The organism is Pseudomonas sp. 3MAES_34.3B (assembly GCF_058145875.1).
In genome coordinates, this window is record NZ_CM176960.1 from 3,532,341 (window position 1) to 3,555,140 (window position 22,800).

At 63.0% G+C, this 22,800-nt stretch carries 23 protein-coding genes; 10 read left to right on the forward strand and 13 right to left on the reverse strand.

What is annotated here, in order from left to right; genetic code table 11:
- Nucleotides 1-123: 123 nt before the first annotated feature.
- From AC3Z8Y_RS15455 to AC3Z8Y_RS15470, 4 genes are all read left to right on the forward strand, one after another.
- A complete protein-coding gene (locus AC3Z8Y_RS15455; protein WP_490086568.1) occupies nucleotides 124-1,308 on the forward strand; it encodes a CmpA/NrtA family ABC transporter substrate-binding protein in 1,185 nt (394 codons plus the stop codon).
- 3 nt (nucleotides 1,309-1,311) lie between these two features.
- Nucleotides 1,312-1,887, forward strand: a complete 576-nt coding sequence (locus tag AC3Z8Y_RS15460; protein WP_490086569.1) for an ANTAR domain-containing response regulator — start codon at nucleotides 1,312-1,314, stop codon at nucleotides 1,885-1,887.
- Between the two features lie 192 nt (nucleotides 1,888-2,079).
- A complete protein-coding gene (locus tag AC3Z8Y_RS15465; protein WP_490086570.1) occupies nucleotides 2,080-3,291 on the forward strand; it encodes a nitrate/nitrite transporter in 1,212 nt (403 codons plus the stop codon).
- Nucleotides 3,288-4,961 carry a bifunctional protein-serine/threonine kinase/phosphatase gene (locus AC3Z8Y_RS15470; protein WP_490086571.1) on the forward strand — a complete coding sequence of 558 codons (1,674 nt, stop codon included), beginning with the start codon at nucleotides 3,288-3,290 and terminating at the stop codon, nucleotides 4,959-4,961. Before AC3Z8Y_RS15465 ends, AC3Z8Y_RS15470 begins: the two co-directional genes overlap by 4 nt.
- A 115-nt stretch (nucleotides 4,962-5,076) precedes the next feature.
- Here the strand turns inward: AC3Z8Y_RS15470 and AC3Z8Y_RS15475 are convergent, their stop codons facing one another.
- The 9 genes from AC3Z8Y_RS15475 to ppsA form a co-directional block, all read right to left on the reverse strand.
- Nucleotides 5,077-6,135, reverse strand: coding sequence for an OmpA family protein (locus AC3Z8Y_RS15475; protein ID WP_490086572.1), 1,059 nt, complete (start codon nucleotides 6,133-6,135; stop codon nucleotides 5,077-5,079).
- A gap of 111 nt (nucleotides 6,136-6,246) precedes the next feature.
- A complete protein-coding gene (gene sigX, locus AC3Z8Y_RS15480; protein ID WP_490090014.1) occupies nucleotides 6,247-6,813 on the reverse strand; it encodes an RNA polymerase sigma factor SigX in 567 nt (188 codons plus the stop codon).
- Between the two features lie 117 nt (nucleotides 6,814-6,930).
- Complete coding sequence (locus AC3Z8Y_RS15485) at nucleotides 6,931-7,755, reverse strand: mechanosensitive ion channel family protein (RefSeq protein ID WP_181112582.1); 825 nt, start codon at nucleotides 7,753-7,755, stop codon at nucleotides 6,931-6,933.
- A 2-nt stretch (nucleotides 7,756-7,757) separates the two neighbouring features.
- A complete protein-coding gene (locus tag AC3Z8Y_RS15490; RefSeq protein ID WP_181112584.1) occupies nucleotides 7,758-8,003 on the reverse strand; it encodes a CrfX protein in 246 nt (81 codons plus the stop codon).
- Between the two features lie 68 nt (nucleotides 8,004-8,071).
- Entirely contained in the window at nucleotides 8,072-9,064 is a 993-nt protein-coding gene (locus AC3Z8Y_RS15495; RefSeq protein WP_490086573.1) for a zinc transporter ZntB, read from the reverse strand.
- Nucleotides 9,065-9,088: 24 nt separating this feature from the next.
- Nucleotides 9,089-9,577, reverse strand: a complete 489-nt coding sequence (gene rraA / locus AC3Z8Y_RS15500) for a ribonuclease E activity regulator RraA (RefSeq protein WP_490086574.1) — start codon at nucleotides 9,575-9,577, stop codon at nucleotides 9,089-9,091.
- 33 nt (nucleotides 9,578-9,610) lie between these two features.
- The gene (locus tag AC3Z8Y_RS15505) at nucleotides 9,611-9,910 is read right to left on the reverse strand and encodes a Rieske (2Fe-2S) protein (protein WP_181112590.1); all 300 of its coding nucleotides are present in this window, start codon (nucleotides 9,908-9,910) and stop codon (nucleotides 9,611-9,613) included.
- Between the two features lie 25 nt (nucleotides 9,911-9,935).
- On the reverse strand, nucleotides 9,936-10,928 hold the full coding sequence (locus tag AC3Z8Y_RS15510) for an alpha/beta fold hydrolase (RefSeq protein ID WP_490086575.1): 993 nt from the start codon (nucleotides 10,926-10,928) through the stop codon (nucleotides 9,936-9,938).
- 75 nt (nucleotides 10,929-11,003) lie between these two features.
- On the reverse strand, nucleotides 11,004-13,373 hold the full coding sequence (gene ppsA, locus AC3Z8Y_RS15515; protein WP_490086576.1) for a phosphoenolpyruvate synthase: 2,370 nt from the start codon (nucleotides 13,371-13,373) through the stop codon (nucleotides 11,004-11,006).
- Between the two features lie 162 nt (nucleotides 13,374-13,535).
- Between ppsA and ppsR the strand changes: the two genes are divergently transcribed.
- The 6 genes from ppsR to AC3Z8Y_RS15545 all read left to right on the forward strand — a co-directional run bounded on the left by ppsR (nucleotide 13,536) and on the right by AC3Z8Y_RS15545 (nucleotide 19,841).
- Nucleotides 13,536-14,354 (forward strand): posphoenolpyruvate synthetase regulatory kinase/phosphorylase PpsR, encoded by an 819-nt coding sequence (gene ppsR / locus AC3Z8Y_RS15520; RefSeq protein ID WP_490086577.1) that lies wholly within the window; start codon nucleotides 13,536-13,538, stop codon nucleotides 14,352-14,354.
- A gap of 199 nt (nucleotides 14,355-14,553) precedes the next feature.
- Nucleotides 14,554-15,090: a retropepsin-like aspartic peptidase RloA gene (gene rloA / locus AC3Z8Y_RS15525; protein ID WP_490086578.1), complete on the forward strand. Its 537-nt coding sequence runs from the start codon at nucleotides 14,554-14,556 to the stop codon at nucleotides 15,088-15,090.
- A 5-nt stretch (nucleotides 15,091-15,095) separates the two neighbouring features.
- A complete protein-coding gene (gene rloB, locus AC3Z8Y_RS15530; RefSeq protein WP_490086579.1) occupies nucleotides 15,096-16,637 on the forward strand; it encodes an osmotic stress tolerance membrane protein RloB in 1,542 nt (513 codons plus the stop codon).
- Nucleotides 16,637-17,614 carry an alpha-L-glutamate ligase-like protein gene (locus tag AC3Z8Y_RS15535; protein WP_490086580.1) on the forward strand — a complete coding sequence of 326 codons (978 nt, stop codon included), beginning with the start codon at nucleotides 16,637-16,639 and terminating at the stop codon, nucleotides 17,612-17,614. The genes rloB and AC3Z8Y_RS15535 overlap by 1 nt, the downstream gene beginning before the upstream one ends.
- Before the next feature lie 65 nt (nucleotides 17,615-17,679).
- Nucleotides 17,680-19,029 carry an aminodeoxychorismate synthase component I gene (gene pabB / locus AC3Z8Y_RS15540; RefSeq protein WP_490086581.1) on the forward strand — a complete coding sequence of 450 codons (1,350 nt, stop codon included), beginning with the start codon at nucleotides 17,680-17,682 and terminating at the stop codon, nucleotides 19,027-19,029.
- Between the two features lie 77 nt (nucleotides 19,030-19,106).
- Nucleotides 19,107-19,841 carry a phosphoadenylyl-sulfate reductase gene (locus tag AC3Z8Y_RS15545; RefSeq protein ID WP_181112606.1) on the forward strand — a complete coding sequence of 245 codons (735 nt, stop codon included), beginning with the start codon at nucleotides 19,107-19,109 and terminating at the stop codon, nucleotides 19,839-19,841.
- A gap of 106 nt (nucleotides 19,842-19,947) precedes the next feature.
- Here the strand turns inward: AC3Z8Y_RS15545 and AC3Z8Y_RS15550 are convergent, their stop codons facing one another.
- Genes AC3Z8Y_RS15550 through cobU form a run of 4 tightly spaced genes read right to left on the reverse strand, consistent with a single transcriptional unit; the run spans nucleotide 19,948 to nucleotide 22,800 of the window.
- Entirely contained in the window at nucleotides 19,948-20,664 is a 717-nt protein-coding gene (locus AC3Z8Y_RS15550) for an adenosylcobinamide-GDP ribazoletransferase (RefSeq protein WP_490086582.1), read from the reverse strand.
- Nucleotides 20,661-21,233, reverse strand: coding sequence for a histidine phosphatase family protein (locus tag AC3Z8Y_RS15555; protein WP_490086583.1), 573 nt, complete (start codon nucleotides 21,231-21,233; stop codon nucleotides 20,661-20,663). Before AC3Z8Y_RS15555 ends, AC3Z8Y_RS15550 begins: the two co-directional genes overlap by 4 nt.
- Entirely contained in the window at nucleotides 21,230-22,282 is a 1,053-nt protein-coding gene (cobT, locus tag AC3Z8Y_RS15560) for a nicotinate-nucleotide--dimethylbenzimidazole phosphoribosyltransferase (RefSeq protein WP_490086584.1), read from the reverse strand. The genes AC3Z8Y_RS15555 and cobT overlap by 4 nt, the downstream gene beginning before the upstream one ends.
- Nucleotides 22,279-22,800 carry a bifunctional adenosylcobinamide kinase/adenosylcobinamide-phosphate guanylyltransferase gene (cobU, locus tag AC3Z8Y_RS15565; RefSeq protein ID WP_490086585.1) on the reverse strand — a complete coding sequence of 174 codons (522 nt, stop codon included), beginning with the start codon at nucleotides 22,798-22,800 and terminating at the stop codon, nucleotides 22,279-22,281. Before cobU ends, cobT begins: the two co-directional genes overlap by 4 nt.

A 22,800-nucleotide genomic window follows, 5' to 3' on the forward strand; every position in this document is an offset into this window, starting at 1 on the left:
TTGCTGCGCTCCCTGCGCATGGAGCCATGGAGGCTTCCCACACGTATCAACGACAACGGCGTCGCGGCTGGCTTCCATCCTGGAAGGCGGCCCGGCGCCGTTGTGCTTGCAGAAGGCTGATTCATGACCGCGAACACGATAGACCCACGTACGGCCTGGGTGGCTGGCAGCGACGGCCCGGAAAAATCCAGTATCGAGCTGGGCTACATGGCCCTCACTGATTGCGCCTCGGTGGTGGTGGCGGCGACCCAGGGCTTCGCCCAACCCTATGGGCTGAACATCAACCTGCGGCGCCAGCATTCCTGGGCTGGCCTCCAGGACAAGCTGGCCAGCGGCGAGCTGGACGTCGCGCACGCCCTTTATGGGCTGGTGTATGCCGTGCAACTGGGGATCAGCGGTGGCGCCCAGCGGGACATGGCGGTATTGATGGGCCTGAACCGCAACGGGCAGAGCCTCAACCTTTGCGCCACGCTGGCCGGCGAGGGGGTGAACACCCCACGGCGCGTTGCACAGCACATCCAGCAAGGAGGGCGCCGGCTCACCTTTGCCCAGACTTTTCCCACCGGTACTCACGCCATGTGGCTCAATTACTGGCTGGCTAGCCAGGGCATCGACCCCTTGAGCGAGGTGGACAGCGTGGTGGTCCCGCCGCCCATGATGCTCGACCACCTGCGTGCCGGGCGCATCGACGGGTTTTGCGTGGGCGAGCCTTGGGCGGCGGAGGCGGTAGAACAGCATCTGGCGGTAACCCTTGCCACCAGCCAGGCCATTTGGCCGGACCACCCGGAAAAAGCACTGGCCTGCACCCGCGACTTCGTCAGCACCTACCCCAATACCGCCCGCATGCTGATCATGGCGGTGCTCGAAGCCAGCCGGTTCGTTGAGCAGAACCTGGAGGCCACGGCGCACCTGCTCAGTGCTCGGGAGTACCTTGATGCCCCGCCCGGGCGCATTTTGCCCCGCCTGGAAGGGCGCTATGAAGATGGCCTTGGCCACGCCTGGCTCGATGCGCACCCGGTACGCTTTTTCGACGAAGGGCGCGTCAACCTGCCCTACCTGTCCGACGGCCTGTGGTTCATGACGCAGTTCCGTCGCTGGGGCCTACTGCGTGAAGCGCCCGACTATCACGCCGTGGCCGAACAGGTTCAGCAACTGGCCATGTATCGCGAAGCCGCGCTTGCAGCAGGTATCGCGGCCGATCCCGCCGATTGCCGCAGTAGCGTGTTCGCCGACGGTAGCCGCTGGGATGGCAGCGACCCCGAGGGGTATGCCAAGGCCTTCACCATCAGCCATGTGGCGGGGGAGTGATCCATGCTTCGAATCCTCTTGATCGACGACACCGAGAAGAAGCTGGGGCGGCTGCGTAACGCCCTCAGCGGCGCGGGTTTCGAGGTAATGGAAGCCAGCGGCCTGACCATCGATCTGCCCCTGGAAGTGGAGCGCCTGCACCCTGATGTGATCCTTATCGACACTGACTCTCCGGGCCGCGATGTGATGGAGCAGGTGATCCTGGTAAACCGTGATCGGCCAAGCCCCATTGTGCTGTTCACCGATGAACACGACCCCCACGTGATGCGCCAGGCCATCCGCGCGGGCGTGAGCGCCTATATCGTGGAGGGCATCCATGCCGAACGCTTGCAGCCGATCCTGGATGTGGCGATCGCCCGCTTCGAAACCGACCAGGCGCTGCGGGCGGAGCTAAGCGCCCGGGATCAACAGCTGGCCGAACGCAAGCGAATCGAGTTGGCCAAGGGCCTGTTGATGAAGCTCAAGGCCTGTGACGAGGCGGCAGCGTATACGTTGATGCGTCGCCAGGCCATGAGCCGTCAGCAGAAGCTGATCCAGGTCGCCGAGCAGATCATCGCCATGAACGAGATGCTCGGCTGAAAGCTGGCCCGGGAATTGCTCCAGCCGTAAGCGTACTACCCACATTCAGCTCGGGCAGCCAATGGCGGTTGCCGGGCCAACGACAAAGACGTCGCTCCCCCCTGTTCAGGCAGGTCGGGCAGCGGCGTCTTTTGCGTTTCAGACCCCCGAAGCCGGGGCATCGATCGAGCCCCTTGCCCGTTGAGGTATTCAATGAATACGAGTTTCTGGAAAGCCGGCCACGCGCCTACCCTGTTTGCAGCGTTCCTGTATTTTGACCTGAGCTTCATGGTCTGGTACCTCCTCGGCCCCCTGGCCGTGCAGATCGCCACGGACCTCCAGCTGACCACTCAGCAGCGCGGCCTGCTGGTGGCCACGCCTATCCTCGCCGGCGCCATCCTGCGCGTGATCATGGGCTGGGCTGCGGATCGCCTATCCCCCAAAACCGCGGGCATCATTGGCCAGTGCATTGTTATCGCCTCCCTGGCGCTGGCCTGGCAGCTGGGTATCCATAGCTTTACCCAGGCGCTGCTGCTGGGCATCGGGCTGGGCGTGGCAGGGGCATCCTTTGCCGTGTCGCTGCCTCTGGCATCCCAGTGGTACCCGGCTGAACATCAGGGCAAGGCCATGGGCATCGCCGGCGCGGGCAACTCAGGCACCGTGTTTGCCGCACTGTTTGCACCTGCGCTGGCCGCGGCGTTCGGCTGGACCAATGTCTTCGGCTTTGCATTGATTCCGCTGGTACTCACTTTGGTAGTGTTCGCCACGGTGGCGCGCAATGCGCCAAACCGTCCCAAACCCAAGGCGCTGGCCGATTACAGCAAGGCCCTGGGCGACAAGGACAGCTGGTGGTTCATGTTCTTCTACGCCATCACCTTCGGTGGCTTCATCGGCTTGGCGAGCGCCCTGCCCGGTTATTTCAACGATCAATACGGGCTAAGCCCTGTCACAGCGGGTTACTACACAGCGGCCTGCGTATTCGGCGGTAGCCTGTTGCGGCCCTTGGGCGGTGCGCTGGCAGATCGCTTCGGGGGCATTCGCACCCTCTTGGCGATGTATACCGTGGCCGCGCTGTGCATGGCCGCGGTGGGCTTCAACCTGCCCAGCTCCGTGGCGGCGCTGGCCCTGTTCGTAGTCACCATGCTGGGCCTGGGTGCGGGCAACGGGGCTGTATTCCAACTGGTGCCGCAGCGTTTCCGGCAGGAAATCGGTGTAATGACCGGCCTGATCGGTATGGCGGGTGGGGTGGGTGGCTTCCTGCTCGCTGCGGGCCTGGGTGCGATCAAGCAACACACTGGCAGCTATCAGCTGGCGCTGTGGACCTTCGCGCTGCTGGCTGTGGTGGCCTGGTTCGGGCTGCATAGCGTGAAGCGTCGCTGGCGCACCACCTGGGGCGCGGCGGCTGTAACGGCGGCACGCGTTTGAGCACCACGCTGCGCCTGGAATGCGCCCAGGCTACGGCCACCGGCCCACGCTCGGAGAACCAGGATGCGCTGCGCATGGTCACCCCCTCCCCCGCCTTGGCGGCGAGCAAGGGTTACCTGTTCGGCCTTGCCGACGGCGTAAGCCAATGCGTGGACGGCGGCCTGGCCGCGCGGGCGACCCTGCAGGCGCTGGCGCTCGACTACTACGCCACACCGGAAACCTGGCCAGTGAGCCGTGCGCTGGACACGTTGCTAGGCGCACAAAACCGTTGGCTGCAGGCCAATGGCAGAGGCCAGCCGCTGCTCACCACCCTCACGGCACTGGTGGTGCGTGGCAACCGCTTCACCCTCGCCCATGTGGGTGACTGCCGCGCCTACCGCTGGGGGCCGGAGGGTTTGCACCGGTTAAGCCAGGACCACGTTTGGGACCAGCCGGGCATGCAGCATGTGCTCAAGCGTGCGCTGGGGCTGGACCAGCACCTGTTGGTGGATTACCTCGAAGATGATCTGCACGCCGGCGAGGCGTTTCTGCTGCTCAGTGACGGGGTGTGGAGCGCCCTGCATGAGCGGGAAATCAGTAGCGTGCTGCGTGAGGCGCAAACGGTGCAAGCGGCGGCGGACACGCTGGTCCGCCTGGCGCACGCCGCTGGTAGCCAGGACAACGCCAGTGCTCTGCTGGTACGCGTGCTGTCGCCGGGCAGCGTGAACCTGGCGGACAATCTCGCCCGGCTGCGCCAGTGGCCGCTTCCGCCTATGCTCAAGGCCGGGCAGCTGTTCGAGGGGTGGCGGGTGCAGGGGGTTCATGCGCGCAGCCGTCAGTCGCTGGTTTACCGCGTACTGAATATTGAAGGGGAGCCCTGGCTGCTGAAAACGTTGCCTGCCCAGTGTGCCGAGGATGATCAGGAGCAGCAGCGTTTGTTGTTGGAGGAGTGGTTCCTGCGCCGTGTGGCAGCTCGCGCCTTCCCTGAAGTACACAGCGGCACCGGGCGCCAGCACCTCTATTTCGCCATGCGTCAATACCCCGGTGCCACATTGGCCGAGCGCTTGAGTCAAGGCCCGCTGGCACTGGACGCCTGGCATCATCTGGCCGACCGGCTGCTCAAAGCGTTGGGGCTGCTGCATCGGCGCAATATGATCCATCGCGACCTCAAGCCGGAAAACCTGTTGTTCAGGGGGGATAATGAGTTAAAGGTGCTTGATTTCGGCTTGGCCTATTGCCCCGGCCTATCGGCGGTGAGTACGCAACAGGTGGCGGGGACGCCCAGCTATATCGCTCCGGAAGCGTTCCAGGGTGAGGCCCCCACCACCTCCCAAGACCTGTTCGCCGCCGGTGTGGTGCTGTACCAGGCACTCACCGGGCACTATCCCTATGGCGAGATCGAGGCTTTCCAACGCCCGCGCTTCGGCCAGCCGACGGCGCCCAGCCGCTACAGGCCAGAAATCCCCGAATGGCTGGATGCCCTGATGATAAAAAGCGTACAGGTTGACCCCGCCCAGCGCTTCGAAACCGCCGAGCAGTGGCTGCTGGAGCTGCAGCGTGGAGAATCGAAGGGCTTTGTGGCGGTGCGCAGGCCGCTGCTCGAACGTGAGCCGCTGAAGGTCTGGCGCACCGTGGCGCTGCTGTCGCTGGCGGCGAACCTGATTGTGGCGCTGGTGTGTTTGCACGGGTGATGAGAGACCGGTTCGCAGGCTGCGGCAGATGGCAGGCCCCCCCACTCCTAGGGGGCTTGGCGGACAATAAAAAAGCCCGGGCAATTGCCCGGGCTTTTTTGACGCTCAGCGCAAATTACTTGGCTTGAGCTTCTACTTCGGCTTCTACGCGACGGTTGATCGCGCGGCCAGCGTCGGTGGCGTTGTCAGCAACTGGGCGGGTTTCGCCGTAGCCAACAGAGTTCACGCGAGCGCCTTCAACACCGTACTGGTTGACCAGAACGTTACGAACAGCGGCAGCGCGCTTCTCGGACAGCTTCTGGTTGTAAGCGTCGGTACCAACGGAGTCGGTGTGACCTTCAACGGTGGTGGTGGTAGCCGGGTATTGCTTCATGAAGTCGGCCAGGTTCTTGATGTCGGCATAGCTGTTAGGCTTGACGACCGACTTGTTGAAGTCGAACTTCACGTCCAGCTCAACACGTACGGTTTCGGCAACGGCTGGGCAGCCATCAGCGTCAACGGTGGTGTTTGCAGGAGTGTTCGGGCACTTGTCGACGTTGTCGCAAACGCCGTCGTTGTCCGAGTCGGAGCACACTTCAGCAACTGGAGCAGGGGCCGCGGCCACTTCTTCCTGCTGCTTGGCGCCGCCACCGAAGTTCACGCCAACACCAACGCTCGGAGCCCACTCGGTCTCGCCACGGTCGATGTTGTACATGGCTTCAACGCCAGCACGTGCGTACACGTTTTCGGTGAAGTAGTACTTGGCGCCGCCACCAGCGTTGAAGAAGGTGGAGTGGTCACGGCCGCTGTGGCCATGAGCTTCGACGTTGCTGATGCTCTGCTGCGAGAAGCCAGCGGAGACGTACGGACGCAGGCCAACACCTGGGGTACCGAAGTGGTATACGGCGTCCAGAGCAGCGTCGCCGCCGTGGATTTTCTGGTTGCCGGTGCCGTTGTTCGAGCGAATGTTGTGGATGCCGTCGTAGCCCAGACGCAGCTCAACGTCGTCGGTCAGGAAGTAACCGATCGAGCCACCGTAGAGGTTGGCATCGTCCAGATCACGCGAACTGTCGGTGTAGTACTTCTTGGTGAACAGCTCACCCTCGACTGCGCCTTGGCCTTGTGCCAATACGCCGAAAGAGGTTGCGGCAACAAGAGAGCCAATGGCCAGGCCCAAGGTGTTTTTCAGTTTCATCCGTTAAATCCCCATCTGGTGATTGTTAAGCGATCCCACCAGGACTGCGTGGGACAACTCGGCGGCAAGTCTAGCAGAACTTGCACGCCAGTTAGAGAGATTCGCGTTCCGTTAAGTTTCCAGAACGTTGGCGAATTTCTCGCGCAGCTTGTCGAGCGCGCGTTTGTAGCGCATTTTGGTCGCGCTCAGACCCATGTGCATGATGTCCGCGATCTCCTGAAATTCAAGTTCCGCGACAAACCGCAGCACAAGGATTTCCCGATCTATCGGGTTCACATACACAAGCCAGCGGTCAAGACCGCCGCGCTCCTCGGGCTTCGGCGCCTTTTCCTCCGAAGCCTCCTCGACCGGATCAAGACTCAAGGCATCCATCAAGCGACGCTTGCGTCTTTCTTTCCGATACTGCGTGATGCATTCGTTGTAAGTGATGCTGTATAGCCATGTCTTGAACTTCGATTTACCCTCGAAGTTCTTCAAGCCGTACAACACCTTCAACATCACTTCCTGACAGACATCATCAGCGTCCCGATCGTTCCCCAGGTAACGCGCGCATACATTGAAGAGGGTGCGCTGATAGCGGCGCATCAGCTCTTCGTAAGCGCGGGTCACATGAAAAAGCTCTTCATGCGAACGTGCCACCAGTTCCTCGTCGGACAGCGCGCGTGGGTCGTATCGCAATGAAGGCGTTGGCACTTTAGTCAAAACGGTTCGGGCCGCAGGTCAGGTCAGGTCCACCCGCCACCCCGTGGGGGCCGGTGATTTTTCGCGGCGGGCATACTAGCAGAATATGCACGCTCAGCGGCTACTGACCTTCTCCGCAAGCAGGATCCGGTTCGACACCGACACCCATTCACCTTCCTCGGTCACCACCGTGGTTTTCACGGTGCCGATTTCCTCGATATGGCCCTCGAGCTCTCCAATACGCACCTGTTGGCCAACCTGATAAAGCTCGCGCACATAAATCCCGGCAAGGATCTGGCTGGCGATATCGCGACTGCCCAGGCCCATCGCCAGCGCAACCGCCAGACCAACGGTAATCAGCGCGATCACGATCACATGGTTGAGCAGGTCGGTCTTGATCTCCAGCTGGCTGATGGCCACGGAGATACTGATCACGATCACCAGCCACTGCGCCACGCGGCCCAGGCCACCGGCATACTCGATACCCACGCCTTCGGCGGCGCCGCGCACGATGCCATTGACCAGTTGCGCCAGCAGCACACCCACCAGCAGCACCAGCACCGCGCCAAATACCTTGGGCAGGTAAAGCGCCAGCACATCCAGGGTGGCCGAAACGCGCTGCAAGCCAAGAGACTCGGCCGCGGAAACGAAGAAGATAAGCAGCACGAACCAGTAAACGATTTTACCTACCAACGTGGAGATCGGCACCCTGATGCCGGCGCGCCCCATCAGTTTGGTAAGGCCGGTACCGGCCATCAGGCGGTCCAGCCCTACCTTGGCGAGCACCCGCGACAACAGGGCGTCCAGCAGCTTGGCGACCACAAACCCAAGCAGCACCACCACAAGGGCGCCGAACAGGTTGGGAATGAAGCTGGCGACTTTGGTCCACAGGGCGGTCATCGCAGTGACCAGGCTTTGGGTCCAGAGGTCGAGTTCCATGTTCAATCAGCCTTATCCGCGCGCTGCGCGGTACGGGTACGACGGTTCACCGGCGCCACATGCGGCGCCCCTTTGCTTACAGCGATCATGCCGGCCTGGAAGCAACGGCCGATCAGGCCGAACAGGTCCTGCGCGCCCACCTGGCGGTTCGCGGTTTTCAACACGCGGTCCAGGCAGGCGTCATCATCGCGCCCCTGGGGGCTGGCATTGAGCATGTCGCGCAAGGACTGTTCGAATGGGTCGTGCATGATCACCTCACGAATTTGACTCAAAGACGCAGGCCCCCGGAGCCGGGTCACATTCCACGGCAAAACCTTCACACCCAGCGAAGCCGCCGATAGAGCAACCACTGCCCCACCGCCACCGCAAGGGTGACGCTACAGGTAATGAAGAATCCTTCAGGGTTGTTCGCACCCGGCAAACCACCCACGTTCATGCCCAGCAACCCGGTGATGAATGTGATCGGGAGGAAGATCCCGGTCACCACGCCAAACCGGTACATGGTCCGGTTCATCCGCTCGCTGAGCTGCCGCTGCTCGGCCTCGAGCAGCAGGGCCACCCGTTCGCGGTTCAGCTCCAGCTCTTCCAGATAGCGGATCAGGCTGTTGTTCAGCTCGTTCCAGTAGTCACTGTCCTGGCCCGCGAACCAGCCAGGGCAATTGCGGGCCAGCAGTGCGAACAAGTCACGCTGGGGGGCAAGGAAGCGCCGCAAACCCGCCGCCCTGCGCCGAAGATGCAGAAGGCTGGAGTGCTCGGGGGCGTAGCCGTCTTCGGCATCCACACGCTCTTCTTCGGCATCCAGGGTTTCGGTGAGTTGGTCGACTACGGCCTGAATGCGCTCGGTGAGGCGCTCGGCAAGATAGAGCACCAGGTCGGCAGCGTTCCGGGGCCCATCGCCAGCGGCAAGGCGGGCAACCAGGTCTTCGGTGGCGCGCAACGAACGCAGCCGTAGGGAAATCACCCGGCGTTCCTCGGCGAAGATCCGCACCGACACCATGTCTTCAGGCTGGGCGCCCGGGTTGAGGTTGATGCCTCTGAGGAACAGCAAAAATTGCGAGTTGGGCAGCGGCACCAGGCGAGGCCGGGTGTTCTCCTCCAGCAGGAGGTCACAACTGAAGTCGTTCAGCCCGCTACGCTCGCGTAACCAGGCGTGGGTCTGGGGATGGCCACGATCCCAGTGCAGCCACAGGCTTTCGTGCTCGCCCAGGCTCAGGCCTGGGAGTTCATCGCGGGTGATCGTACGTGCACCGCCCTGCCCGTTCAGCACCAGGGCGTGCACCAACCCACCCGAATTGTCGTGTTCAACCATCAGTGACTGCAAATCCTCTGCTTTTTATTCAGGCATGCTCAGGGGAACCGCCGAAACGATCACACCGTTGTTGTCGGCGTACAGGTAATCGCCGGGCTTGAGTGTGACCCCTGCGAAGGTCACCGGCACATTGAGGTCGCCGATTCCGCGCTTGTCGGTCTTCATGGGATGGGTAGCCAGCGCCTGCACGCCAAGGTCGGTCTGCGCGATCATGTCCACGTCACGGATGCAGCCGTAGATCAGCACACCTTCCCAACCATTGTGTGCAGCCTTCTCCGCCAGCAAGTCGCCCAGCAGGGCACGGCGCAGCGAACCACCGCCATCGACGACGAGCACCTTGCCCTTGCCGTCGGTTTCCACCTGCGCCTTTACCAGCGAGTTGTCTTCGTGGCACTTGATGGTCACGATCTCGCCACCAAACGAGTCGCGGCCACCAAAATTGCTGAACATCGGTTCAAGCACTTGCACGTGTTCGGGATAGGCATCGCACAGATCGGGCGTCAGGTAGTGCATGGTGAACTCCTTTTTCGCGAGTGAGCAGGCCTGCTAGATGTCCAGGCCGAGACGATCGCCATCATAGGCCACCGGCCAGCGGATAAGCGAGCCACAGTGGCCTTGCCGTGGCCGGCCGCTGTGCACATCGAACTCAATACCGTGGCGACGGCAGCGCAGCACGCCGTTCGCCAGGGTACCGTCATGCAAGGGCGCGCCCTGATGCGGGCAGCGGTTCTCGAATAACAGGTGCTGGCCCTGGTCCACGATGAGTAATAACTGGCGGCCCGCCACGGCGAATGCCCGCTTGTAACCGTCATCGAGATTGACCAGACGCTCCAAGGCTACAAACACAAGGTTCACCTCATCGGGAAGTGGTTCAGAGCTTAGCCTCTGCCTCTGTTGCAACGCTAGCCTGAGGCAGCCTACGCGCAGGCGCGGCCAGCCAGCGCTGCACCAATGGCCATACTTCAGCCTGGGCGGCCTTGCTTACCAGCATGTCCACGTGGCCGAAATCCTGGCTGAAGCCCTGATCGCGGCCTAGCAGCAGGAACTGGCCCTGTGCGCCGAAACACTCGAACAGCTGCTCGCAGGCCCAGGGCGGGTCTTGCCGGTCTCCAGCCCCCGCCACCGCCAGCACTGGCAGGTGCACACCCGCCAACCCGTCACGCCAGTCAGGCGCCTTGCGCCCCATCCGTCGCCGCAGGCCGTGCCAATGCAACAGCTCCAACGCCACACCGGCAGGTTCATCTTCCGGGCCACGCTTGAGGCGAGGGCCGGACACATGGTCCATACCCCGCATGATCAAGCGCCCGAGCCAATTGAAGGGTGCCACCCGCAGCGGCCAAGGCGCACGGCTCACCTGGCTGCCGAACAGCGCCACGCCAGCAAGCTCATCGGCGGCAAGGGTTTGCTCACCCAGCGCCCTTGCCAGGGTGATACCGCCGAGGGAGTGGCCGAGCCAGTAGGGCCGCTGCCCGCTCAGCTCGGTCACGAAGGCGTTGATCACAGGGAGGTCATAGCGGGCGTAATCGGCCACACCGTTGTGCCGATAGGCCTGGTTGCGCGGCGACAGGCCGTGCCCGCGCATCTCGGGAATCCACACGTCGTACCCCGCCCGCGCCAGGGTCGCGCCCAGCCCGATGCCTTTGGGGGAATACCAGAAGCGGCGATTGGAAAAACTGCCATGAAGCAGTATCACCGGTGCACCGCGCCCTCCGGCAGCATCGGCCAGGCCCAGGCGCGTAACGGCCAGTTCCACGGTAGGGTCAGGGCTGTTGGCAGCCTTGATCCGGTAGACGTCTTCACTGAGGTCGCCGCATCGCTCCGCACGGAGCAAGGCGACTGGAAATAAACGGCTGCTGCTTTGCATGGTTCAGAGGCTTTCGAAGGAGAAAAAACACACCCCCGGCTGGCGCTGAGGCCAGGCGGGGGCGTGATTATCTGCTTAAGCCTGCCCTTCTGCCAGGAAGAACCAGGTTTCCAGGACAGAATCGGGGTTCAGCGACACGCTTTCGATCCCCTGCTCCATCAGCCAGCGGGCAAGGTCCGGGTGGTCCGAAGGCCCCTGGCCGCAGATGCCGATGTACTTGCCAGCCTTGTTGCACGCCTGGATGGCGTTGGCCAACAGCTTTTTCACGGCCGGGTTTCGCTCGTCGAACAGGTGGGCAATGATGCCCGAGTCCCGATCCAGCCCCAGGGTGAGCTGGGTGAGGTCGTTGGAGCCAATGGAGAAGCCGTCGAAGAATTCCAGGAACTCCTCGGCCAGGATGGCGTTGGACGGCAGCTCGCACATCATGATCACCCGTAGGCCGTTCTCCCCACGGGCCAGGCCGTTGGCCGCCAGCAGGTCGACCACCTGGGAGGCCTCGCCCAAGGTGCGTACGAACGGCACCATGATCTCAACGTTGTCCAGGCCCATGGTTTCACGTACACGCTTGAGGGCGCGGCATTCCAGCTCGAAGCAATCCCGGAACGATTCGCTGATGTAACGCGAGGCGCCACGGAAGCCCAGCATCGGGTTTTCTTCTTCGGGCTCGTACAGCTTGCCGCCGATGAGGTTGGCGTACTCGTTGGACTTGAAGTCCGACAGGCGCACGATCACCTTTTTAGGATAGAACGCGGCAGCCAGGGTGCTGATGCCTTCCACCAGCTTCTCGACGTAGAAGCCTACCGGGTCGTCGTAGCCAGCGATGCGCTTGTCTACGCTGTCCTTGATTTCCACCGGCAGGTCGGCGTAGTTCAGCAGCGCCTTGGGGTGCACGCCGATCATGCGGTTGATGATGAACTCCAGCCGCGCCAGGCCCACGCCGGCGTTCGGCAGCTGGGCGAAGTCGAAGGCACGGTCGGGGTTGCCCACGTTCATCATGATCTTGAACGGCAGCTCCGGCATGGCATCGACGGAGTTTTTCTTGATGTCGAAGCCCAGTTCGCCTTCGAAGATGTAGCCAGTGTCGCCCTCGGCGCAAGACACCGTCACGCCCTGCCCGTCCTTGAGCAACTGGGTGGCATTGCCGCAGCCCACCACGGCAGGAATGCCCAGCTCACGGGCGATGATCGCGGCATGGCAAGTGCGGCCGCCGCGGTTGGTGACGATGGCGCTGGCGCGCTTCATCACAGGCTCCCAATCCGGGTCGGTCATGTCCGACACCAGTACGTCACCGGGCTGCACCTTGTCCATTTCGGACACATCACGGATCACCCGCACCTTGCCTGCGCCGATGCGCTGGCCAATGGCGCGACCTTCCACCAGCACCGTGCCTTTTTCCTTGAGCAGGTAGCGCTCCATCACATTGGCGCTGGAACGGCTTTTCACGGTTTCCGGGCGGGCCTGCACGATGTACAGCTTGCCGTCGTCCCCATCCTTGGCCCACTCGATGTCCATCGGGCGGCCATAGTGTTTCTCGATGATCATGGCCTGCTTGGCCAGCTCGCTGACCTCGGCGTCGGTGAGGCAGAAGCGCGCGCGCTCGGCCTTGTCCACGTCCACGGTTTTCACCGAGCGGCCTGCCTTGGCTTCATCGCCATAGACCATCTTGATGGCCTTGCTGCCCAGGTTGCGGCGCAGGATGGCCGGGCGGCCGGCTTCCAGCGTGCCCTTGTGCACATAGAATTCATCAGGGTTCACCGCACCCTGCACCACGGTTTCGCCCAGGCCATAGGCGCCGGTGATGAACACCACGTCACGGAAGCCCGACTCGGTGTCCAGCGTGAACATCACGCCTGCGGTACCGGTTTCGGAGCGGACCATGCGCTGTACGCCTGCCGACAAGGCGACCAGCTTGTGATCGAACCCCTGGTGAACCCGGTAGGCGATGGCGCGGTCATTGAACAGCGAGGCGAACACTTCCTTGGCGGCACGGATCACGTTTTCCACGCCACGGATGTTGAGGAACGTTTCCTGCTGGCCGGCGAAGGACGCATCGGGGAGGTCTTCAGCGGTGGCCGAGGAGCGCACGGCCACAGCGATGTCCGGATTACCCTGGGACAGCAGGGCGAAGTGCTTGCGGATTTCGTTGTTGAGCTGCTCGGGGAATTCGGCTTCCATGACCCATTTGCGGATCTGGGCACCGGTACGCGCAAGAGCGTTGACGTCATCCACGTCCAGGGCGTCGAGGGCGGCGTGGATCTGCTCGTTCAGCCCACTCTGCTCAAGGAAGTCCCTGTAGGCCTGGGCAGTGGTGGCGAAGCCACCAGGTACCGATACACCGGCGCCCGCGAGGTTACTGATCATCTCGCCCAGGGATGCGTTTTTGCCCCCCACGTGCTCCACATCATGGACGCCGAGCTTATCGAGGGAAACTACGTAATCTACCAAGGTGATGTCTCCGCAAAAGGATTTGGACCAGGCGCCTTCATGGCGCCCTACGGGGCACAGTGGCCCGAGTCTTCGAAATGCGTGAGAATGCGAGACTCGAGCCCAACGAAACGGGCCGATGATATCTCAGGATTCTTCCGCAGCCTAAGCCCCGGGGCGCAAATGAAACGATCAGCTTTCTTTATCTCTGACGGCACCGGCATCACTGCTGAAACGCTTGGCCAGAGTTTGCTCGCGCAATTCGAAACCATAACGTTCAACAAGTTCACCCGCCCCTATATCGACAGCGTGGAAAAAGCGCGGGCAATGGTGCAACAAATCAACGCTGCGGCGGACCGCGACGGGGTACGGCCGATCATATTCGATACCATTGTGAATCAGGACATTCGCGAGATTCTCGCCACCTCCAATGGCTTCATGATCGACATCTTCTCCACCTTCCTGGCGCCGCTGGAAATGGAACTGGGGTCCCATTCCTCCTACTCCGTAGGCAAGTCCCATTCCATCGCGCGCAACTCCAACTACATGGATCGCATCGAGGCGGTGAACTTCGCCCTGGACAACGACGACGGCGCCCGCACCCATTATTACGACAAAGCCGACTTGATATTGGTGGGCGTGTCGCGATCAGGCAAGACCCCGACGTGCCTGTACATGGCAATGCAATTCGGGATCCGCGCAGCCAACTACCCGCTCACCGAAGAAGACATGGAGCGGCTGCAATTGCCCGCCGTATTACGTGCTCATCGGCACAAGCTGTTCGGGCTGACCATCGACGCTGATCGGCTTACCGCCATCCGCCATGAACGCAAGGCCAACAGCCGTTACTCGAGTTTCGCCCAATGCGAGTTCGAAGTGCGCGAAGTAGAGGCCCTGTTTCGCCGTGAGAATATTCCTAATATCAACTCCACGCATTTTTCGGTAGAGGAAATATCCGCAAAGATTCTCGTGGAAATGGGTGTGGAACGGCGCTTCAAATAACAGGCTGGTTTTCGACAATGCACATACTGCAGTGGGTAAGTTGTCACTGGATGTGCCGACACGTCGCAGGCGTCGCATCCCTGGCATGATGGCACCGTGCTTCAACTGGCGCCATAAAACTACCGTGCTAGAATGCGCCGCCCCGAAAGGCCGGCCGTTGGCTGTTCCTTCCGCCCTGACAAGCCACCGCCCAGGTCACATGAGAACACCCAGACTCCCTTCCCTGCTCGGCCTGCTGCTGGTACCCGGCCTGGGCCTGGCCTCAGAGAAAACCACCTACGGCCTGAACGAGTACGCCCGCCTGGACGAAATCGACCTCGAGGTGGCGGCAAAGCTCGACACCGGCGCCATCACCGCTTCGCTCAGCGCGCGGGACATCAAGCGGTTCAAGCGCAACGGAGAGTCCTGGGTACGGTTTTATCTGGCAATCGACGAAGCCCATCAGCATCCTATCGAGCGCCCGCTGGCCCGGATCAGCCGGATCAAGCGGCGCGCCGGCGACTATGATCCAGACGCAGGCAAGCACTACACGGCGCGGCCGGTGATCGCGCTCAACGTGTGCATGGGCAAGGCCATGCGGCGCATAGAGGTGAACTTGACCGACCGCAGCGCATTCCAATATCCGCTTCTGGTGGGCTCCGAAGCGCTCAAGCGGTTCGACGCCCTGGTCGACCCCGCCTCGAAATACATCGCCGGCAAGCCCGCCTGCGCCCCTGACGTTTCCATCGCCGAGTAGCCTGAATGCGTTCGCTCACCCTTCACCTCAAGCTGCTGATCCTGATCCTGCTACTGCTGGGCGCCGGCATCACGGGCTACCAGATCTTCGCGCTCGGCATCCCGGTTTCGGAAGACGAAACCGACGACTTGTGGAACATCGACGCCAAGGTGGAATTCGTGCCCACCCCGAAAACCCCGGTAAAGGTGCAGATGTACGTACCCCCGCTCACCAGCGACTACGTGAGCCTCAACGAGAGCTTCATTTCCAACAACTATGGCGTGAGCGTCAACCGCATCGACAGCAACCGCAAGGTCACCTGGTCCTCGCGCCGGGCGTCGGGCAACCAGACCCTCTATTACCGGCTGGTACTGACCAAGCGCTACAGCAACGAGAAGCCCAAGTACAAAGGTGCGATGTTCCGCGACAGCCTGGTGCTGGAGGGCCCGGAAAAGATCGCCGCCGAGGCCTTGCTCGCACCGATCCGCCAGCACTCGGCGGACGTGGAAACCTTCATCAGCGAAACCATCCGGCGGGTGAACAACCTCAACGACGACAACGTGAAGCTGCTGCTTGCGGGCGACCCTTCTCCCCAGCACAAGGCCGGCGTGGTCGACCTCCTGCTCTCCATTGCCCATGTGCCGATGGAGCGCGCCCACACGCTGCGCCTGGTAGCCGATCAACCGCAGTCTCCCGAGCTGTGGTTGCGCAGCTTCAATGGCAACAAATGGTTGTACTTCAACCCCGATACCGGCGAGCAGGGCCTGCCCGCCGATCGCCTGTTGTGGTGGACCGGGGACGATCCGCTGGTCACGCTCGAAGGTGGCAAGAAGGTCACGGTCACGTTCAGCCTCAACAATAGCGAGATGAATGCCATCCGCCTGGCCAAGCTTACGGACGAAAGCACCGACGCCGACTTCCTCGCCTATTCGCTGTACAGCCTGCCGCTGCAAACCCAGCAAACCTTCATGGTGATGGTGATGATCCCCATCGGAGTGCTGGTGATTCTGGTGCTGCGCAACCTCATCGGCCTGCAAACCCTGGGTACCTTCACGCCGGTGCTGATCGCCCTGGCGTTCCGGGAAACCCAGCTGGGCTACGGTATCGTGCTGTTTACCCTGATCACCGCGCTGGGCCTGTCGCTGCGCTCGTACCTGGAGCACCTGAAGCTGCAAATGCTGCCCAGGTTGTCGGTCGTGCTCACGTTCGTGGTGGTGCTGATTGCCGCCATCAGCCTGCTCAGCCACAAGCTGGGGCTTGAACGCGGGCTGTCGGTGGCACTGTTCCCGATGGTGATTCTCACCATGACCATCGAGCGGCTGTCCATCAGCTGGGAAGAGCGCGGCGGCGCCCATGCGATGAAGGTAGCAGCGGGTACCCTGCTGGCCGCGTCGCTGGCACACCTGCTGATGACCGTGCCGGAGCTGGTGTACTTCGTGTTCACCTTCCCTGCCGTGCTGTTCATCCTCGTCGCCTTCATGCTCGCCATGGGCCGCTACCGGGGCTACCGCCTTACCGAGCTGTTGCGTTTCAAGGCATTCGTCAAGGATCGCGGGGCAGGCGCCTGATGTTCGGACTGTTCAAAACCTGGAAGGCCCTGCAGGCACGGGGCATCATGGGCATCAACCGTCGCAACGCCGACTATGTGCTCAAGTACAACGACCGGCGCCTGTATCCGGTGGTGGACGACAAGATCATCACCAAGGAGCGGGCGATCGCTGCGGGGATTCAGGTGCCAGAGCTGTACGGCATCATCTCCACGGAAAAGGAAATCGAGCGGCTGGACCAGATCGTGGGCGATCGCCCCGATTTCGTGATCAAGCCTGCCCAGGGGGCTGGCGGCGACGGAATCCTGGTGATCGGAGATCGCTTCGAGGATCGCTATCGCACGGTGTCGGGCAAGATCGTCAGCCGCTCGGAGATCGAATATCAGATTTCGAGCATCCTCACCGGCCTGTATTCCCTCGGCGGGCACCGGGACCGGGCGCTGATCGAATACCGCGTGGTTCCCGATCCGATTTTCAAAAGCATCAGCTATGAAGGCGTGCCGGACATCCGCATCATCGTGCTGATGGGTTATCCGGTGATGGCCATGGTTCGCCTGCCCACGCGGCAGTCCAACGGCAAGGCCAACCTCCATCAGGGGGCGATCGGCGTTGGGGTCGACCTTGCCACTGGGGTTACCTTGCGCGGCACCTGGCTCAACAGCATCATCCACAAGCACCCGGACACCACCAATGACGTCCAGGGCGTGCAACTGCCCTATTGGGACGGCTTCATGGCCCTGGCTGCGGGTTGCTATGAGCTGTGCGGCCTGGGCTATATCGGTGTGGACATGGTGCTGGACCAGAACCAGGGCCCGCTGATCCTCGAGCTCAACGCCCGCCCGGGGCTGAACATCCAGATCGCCAACGACTGCGGCCTGGCCCATCGTACCGAAGCCGTCGAAGCCCATGTGAACGCGCTGAAGGCCGACGGGCGCAGCGAAACGCCCGAGGAGCGCGCCCGCTTCGCACAGGCGGCATTTGGTCACGTGCGCCCCTGAATGGCTGGAGGCGCATCGGCCTTGGCACTACAATCGGCGCCCCTGCGTAAACCGCCGATGCCCTCATGCCCAGCTGTAGCCTCCATCCCCTGCCGTACCTGGCAAGCCCCGCTACATACTTTGCCGCTATCCGCCATGCACCCGGCGCCATCCTGCTCGACAGCGCCAGGCCAGTTGCCGAGCGCGGCCGATTCGACCTGCTCAGCGCCTGGCCCGTAGCAACCCTGCAACCGGCCCTGGATGAAACCGGCGCGGCGTACTTTCAGCGGCTACGATTGGCGCTCGCCAGCCTGGGGCCCGCCGAACTTCCCGCAGGGTGTGAGCTGCCTTTTGCCGGCGGGCTGATCGGCTACCTGGCGTACGACTTCGGCCGGCGCCTGGAAGCCCTGGCCGAGGGCCCCGAGGCTGACTTCAGCCTGCCGGACGCCCAACTGGGGGTTTATAACTGGGCATTGGCCAGCGATCACCTCAAGAAGCAAAGCTGGCTGGTGTTTCATCCCTCGCTGGCAACCCACGAGCGGGAACGCTTGATCGAGCTGTTCGAGGCCTCGGTCGAATCCCCGCCAGGGCCGTTCCGCCTTACCGAAACCTTTACCCATGAGGTCAGCGAGCCGGCGTATCAGCACGCGTTCGATCAGGTACAGGCCTATATCCGCGCCGGTGACACCTACCAGATCAACCTCACCCGCAAGTTCAGCGCCAGGTGCGAAGGGGACGCTTGGGCGGCCTACCTTGCCCTGCGCCGCGCATGCCCCACGCCGTTTTCCGGCTTCATGCAGGTGAATGGCGACACCGCCATCCTCAGCCATTCCCCGGAACGGTTTGTGCGGATACACGACCGGGCGGTAGAAACCCGACCAATCAAGGGCACACGCCCGCGCGGCCAGAATGCAGCGGAAGATGCCGCCCAGGCCGCGCAATTGCTGGCCAGCGAGAAGGATCGGGCAGAAAACCTGATGATCGTGGACCTGCTGCGCAACGACTTGGGCCGCAATTGCGCCATCGGCAGCGTGCGGGTGCCGGAGCTGTTCGCGCTGGAGTCCTACCCCAACGTGCACCATCTGGTCAGCAGTATCGAAGGCACACTCGCCAGCGGCCGGGACGCTCTGGACCTGCTGGCGGGCAGCTTCCCCGGTGGCTCGGTAACCGGCGCGCCGAAGATCCGCTCCATGCAGATCATCGATGAACTGGAAGCGCATCGGCGAACTATTTACTGCGGGTCGTTTCTGTACCTGGACGTGCGCGGCAACCTGGACAGCTCCATCGCCATACGGACCTTGCTGATCGAGCGCGGGTGCATTGCCTGCTGGGGCGGCGGCGCGGTGGTGATGGACTCGCAGGCCGACGACGAATACCAGGAGTCGCTGATCAAGGTGAGTGTACTGCTCGATACGCTCGAGGCGTTGCAGGGCTGATCCAGCAACCGCCGGCACAATTTGATAACCTTGCAGCCATTCGAGCGCGACAAGCGCCAGCACACTGGAACCGCCTGATGAACCACCTCTTTGATGTCGCCGAAGCGGCGGCTGGCTATGCGAGCAAATCCCCGCAGGATGTACTCAAGCTTGCGTTCGAGCACTTCGGCGACGACCTGTGGATATCCTTCAGTGGCGCGGAAGACGTGGTGCTGCTGGACATGGCCTACAAGCTGAACAAGCAGGTCAAGGTATTCACCCTCGACACCGGCCGGCTTCACCCGGAAACCTATCGCTTCATCGAGCAGGTGCGTGAGCACTACGGTATCCCTATCGAGATCCTGTCGCCTGACCGTGAAGCCCTTGAGGCCATGGTGAAGGAAAAGGGCCTGTTCAGCTTCTACCGCGACGGCCATGGCGAATGCTGCGGCATCCGCAAGATCGCGCCCCTGCGCCGCAAGCTGAGCACCGTTCGCGCCTGGGCCACCGGCCAGCGCCGCGACCAAAGCCCCGGCACCCGCAGTCACGTGGCGGTGGTGGAAATCGACACAGCCTTCTCTACGCCGGAGAACACCCTGTACAAGTTCAACCCGCTGGCGCAGATGACCAGCGAAGAAGTGTGGGCCTATATCCGCATGCTGGAGCTGCCGTACAACAGCCTGCATGAGCGCGGCTTCGTCAGCATCGGCTGCGAACCCTGCACCCGCCCGGTATTGCCTAACCAGCATGAGCGCGAAGGCCGCTGGTGGTGGGAAGAAGCGACCCAGAAGGAATGTGGGCTACACGCTGGCAACCTGATCGCCAAGGTGTAGCGAAATAGTGGGATCGCAGGAGGCCGCAGGCGGATTCTGGAGGGGCGTTTAACTCTGTAGGAAGTGGCGGGCCCCGCCACTTCCCACAAGGTCCATGAGAGCCCTGCTACAGCGCCAACCCCACCAGCAGCGCCACCTCCAGGCACTCAAGCATCGCGCCGGCGGTGTCGCCGGTGGTGCCGCCCAAGCGGTGCAGCAGTAGCCAGCGCAGCCACGCAAAGGCGGCGATGCCTACCAGCAACACGCTGCCCAAGCTCAGCCAGCCCGCCAGCAAGCACCCCGCCAATACGACCCAACCCGCCGTGCGCGGCAGGTGATTGGCCAACGCCTCGCCTAGCCCACCGGCCCGAACGTACGGCATGGTGAGAAACACGCCCAGCAATGCGGCCCGCCCAAGCACCGGGACCATCCACCAATAGTGGCCGTGCACCGCCTGCAGCACGGCTACCAATGCTGCGAACTTCAATAGAAGCAGCACAATCAACGCCACGACGGCCATTGGCCCGCTGCGCGGGTCTTTCATGATGGCCAGGGTGCGCTCCCGGTCGCCGTAGCCACCCACCCAGGCATCGGCCGTGTCCGCGAGGCCGTCCAGATGCAATCCGCCGGTGAGAAAGATCCATACAGCGAGCAGGATCGCCGCATGCAGCAACAATGGCGAGCCAGCCAGTAACGAATCCACACCCGCCAGCAACGCGGCGAACAGCAGCCCCACCATCGGATACCACAACAGCGACCTGCCGGTTTCTGCGGGCGTGGGCATACGCCGCAGCCGCACCGGCAGGCTGCTCAGAAATTGCAGTGCGATCCACCACGGCATCACAGGGTCACCAACGCGCCAGCATGGTTGATGGCAACCCGATGCAGCGCGCCATGGGCCACTTCCACTTGCAGCAGGTCGCTGTCCGGCAAGCCTCGGGCGCGCGCTAGCAACAGCCTCATCACCCCGGCATGGCTCACAACCAGCAAGCGCTTACCCAGGTGTTCTTCTACCAATGCTGCCAGCGCGCTTTCGATCCGCGCGATGAATGCCAGGAGAGGCTCTCCGCCAGGCGGCGTGTAAGCGAACGGGTCCTGCCAGAAGCGCCCCAGCGCCTCGGCCTGGTCCACCATCAGGTCGGCGGCGCTGCACCCTTCCCATTCACCGAAATGCAACTCGCTCAGGCCGGGCACGGTGATACAAGGCAACGCCAGCCTCTGCGCCAAGGCACAGGCAAAGGCCGCGCAACGTTGCAGCGGCGACGTGACGATGCCGTCCCACGGCCCCTGCCCTTCCACCGCCGCCTCCAGGGAAGCCCATCCAGCAGGGGTAAGCGCGTCATCCAGGCTGCCTCGGAAGCCACCGCCCCGCTCGGTTTCGCCGTGACGAAGCAGGTCGAGCCACAGCTTCATTCCGGACGGTCCGCCACGGCTGCCTCGGCAAACGTGGCCATGCCGCCGTGCAGCTCACACGCCAGGCGCATCAGCGGCACCGCCAGCGCCGCGCCGCTGCCTTCACCCAGGCGCAAGCCGAGCGCCAGCAGCGGCTCGGCGCCCAACGCCTGAAGCACACGTTTGTGGCCAGGCTCGGCACCCTGATGCGCGAAGAACAGCCACGGCTCGCAGCCCGGGTTCAGGCGAGTGGCGACCAGCGCCGCCACGGAACAGATGAACCCATCCACCAGCACGGCCACGCCCGCCTGGGCGGCACCAATATAGCTACCCACCAGCGCGGCGATCTCGAAGCCGCCATAGCAGGCGAGCGCGCTCAACGGATCAGTCGCTTGTTGCTGGTGAAGCCGCCTGGCAGCTTCGATCACCTCGGCCTTGTGCGAAACCCCTTTGGCGTCCAACCCGGTGCCTGGCCCCACCAGCTCCGTGGCGGGGCAATCCAGCAACACGCAACCCAGGGCGCTGGCCGCCGTGGTGTTTCCGATGCCCATTTCCCCACCAATGAACAACTGGGCGCCCGCGGTTGCCGCATCCTGGGCAGTCTCTCGACCGACCTGCAACGCCTGCTGGCATTGCCCCTCGGTCATGGCCGGGGTTTGCGCAAAGTTGTGGGTGCCTGCGCCAAGGCGCACCTGTCGCACGCCGGGCAGGTCCAACGGCGCCACGGTGCCCAGATCTACCACCGCCATGTGCGCACCCAGGCTGCGCGCCAATACGCTGATCGCCGCGCCACCGTTGATGAAGTTGCGCAACATCTGGCCGGTAACGGCCTGTGGATAAGGCGATACCCCTTCGGCCACGATGCCATGATCCCCGGCGAACAGCCCGATGTGCACCTCGGCGACGCGCGGGTGCGCCTGCCCTTGCAATGCGGCAAGCCGCACGGCAATGGCTTCCAGCTGGCCAAGGGAGCCCGCGGGCTTGGTAAGTTGGCGCTGGCGCTCCAGCGCGCCTTCAGCGAAGCGTGCGTGCGGCGTGGCGCAGGGCTGCTGCCACCAGGCAGTGGTCATGGGGTCGGTCCTTTAAGGGTAAGAGGAAGGCCGGCAACGGTAAGCACTACCTGATCGCAGCGCTCGGCGATGGCCTGGTGAAGCCAACCGGCTTCATCCACGTATCGGCGGGTAAGCTCGCCCAGCGGCACGATACCCATGCCGGTCTCGTTGCTCACCAGAATGATCTCACCGGGCAGCTCCGCCAGCGCCGCCAGCAGGGCGTCGCGCTCTGTGCCAAGGCGTTCAGGGCTGTCCAGCATCAGCAGGTTGGTGAGCCACAGGGTAAGGCAATCCACCAACAGGCAATGCCCCGGCGCGGCATGGCTGGCCAGGGTGCTTGCCAACGCCAGAGGCTCCTCGACCAGCGCCCAGTGGGCGGGGCGCCGCGCCTGATGAAGGCGTACCCGTGCATCCAGCTCGGCGTCCCGGGGCTCGCTGGTGGCAATATAGGTCACGGCCAGGCCGCTGGCGGCTGCCAGGGTTTCCGCCAGCCGGCTTTTACCGGAGCGCGCGCCGCCCAGGATCAGTCGCAACAT

Coding starts and splice junctions, on each gene's coding strand:
- AC3Z8Y_RS15535 (WP_490086580.1), top strand. CDS start 16,637: ATGTTCGGACTGTTCAAAACCTGGAAGGCCCTGCAGGCACGGGGCATC.
- cobT (WP_490086584.1), bottom strand. CDS start 22,282: ATGACCACTGCCTGGTGGCAGCAGCCCTGCGCCACGCCGCACGCACGC.
- AC3Z8Y_RS15475 (WP_490086572.1), bottom strand. CDS start 6,135: ATGAAACTGAAAAACACCTTGGGCCTGGCCATTGGCTCTCTTGTTGCC.
- AC3Z8Y_RS15510 (WP_490086575.1), bottom strand. CDS start 10,928: ATGCAAAGCAGCAGCCGTTTATTTCCAGTCGCCTTGCTCCGTGCGGAG.
- AC3Z8Y_RS15555 (WP_490086583.1), bottom strand. CDS start 21,233: ATGAAGCTGTGGCTCGACCTGCTTCGTCACGGCGAAACCGAGCGGGGC.
- cobU (WP_490086585.1), bottom strand. CDS start 22,800: ATGTTGCGACTGATCCTGGGCGGCGCGCGCTCCGGTAAAAGCCGGCTG.
- AC3Z8Y_RS15455 (WP_490086568.1), top strand. CDS start 124: ATGACCGCGAACACGATAGACCCACGTACGGCCTGGGTGGCTGGCAGC.
- ppsR (WP_490086577.1), top strand. CDS start 13,536: ATGAAACGATCAGCTTTCTTTATCTCTGACGGCACCGGCATCACTGCT.
- pabB (WP_490086581.1), top strand. CDS start 17,680: ATGCCCAGCTGTAGCCTCCATCCCCTGCCGTACCTGGCAAGCCCCGCT.
- rloB (WP_490086579.1), top strand. CDS start 15,096: ATGCGTTCGCTCACCCTTCACCTCAAGCTGCTGATCCTGATCCTGCTA.
- rraA (WP_490086574.1), bottom strand. CDS start 9,577: ATGCACTACCTGACGCCCGATCTGTGCGATGCCTATCCCGAACACGTG.
- AC3Z8Y_RS15465 (WP_490086570.1), top strand. CDS start 2,080: ATGAATACGAGTTTCTGGAAAGCCGGCCACGCGCCTACCCTGTTTGCA.
- rloA (WP_490086578.1), top strand. CDS start 14,554: ATGAGAACACCCAGACTCCCTTCCCTGCTCGGCCTGCTGCTGGTACCC.
- AC3Z8Y_RS15460 (WP_490086569.1), top strand. CDS start 1,312: ATGCTTCGAATCCTCTTGATCGACGACACCGAGAAGAAGCTGGGGCGG.
- AC3Z8Y_RS15490 (WP_181112584.1), bottom strand. CDS start 8,003: ATGCACGACCCATTCGAACAGTCCTTGCGCGACATGCTCAATGCCAGC.
- AC3Z8Y_RS15485 (WP_181112582.1), bottom strand. CDS start 7,755: ATGGAACTCGACCTCTGGACCCAAAGCCTGGTCACTGCGATGACCGCC.
- AC3Z8Y_RS15545 (WP_181112606.1), top strand. CDS start 19,107: ATGAACCACCTCTTTGATGTCGCCGAAGCGGCGGCTGGCTATGCGAGC.
- AC3Z8Y_RS15495 (WP_490086573.1), bottom strand. CDS start 9,064: ATGGTTGAACACGACAATTCGGGTGGGTTGGTGCACGCCCTGGTGCTG.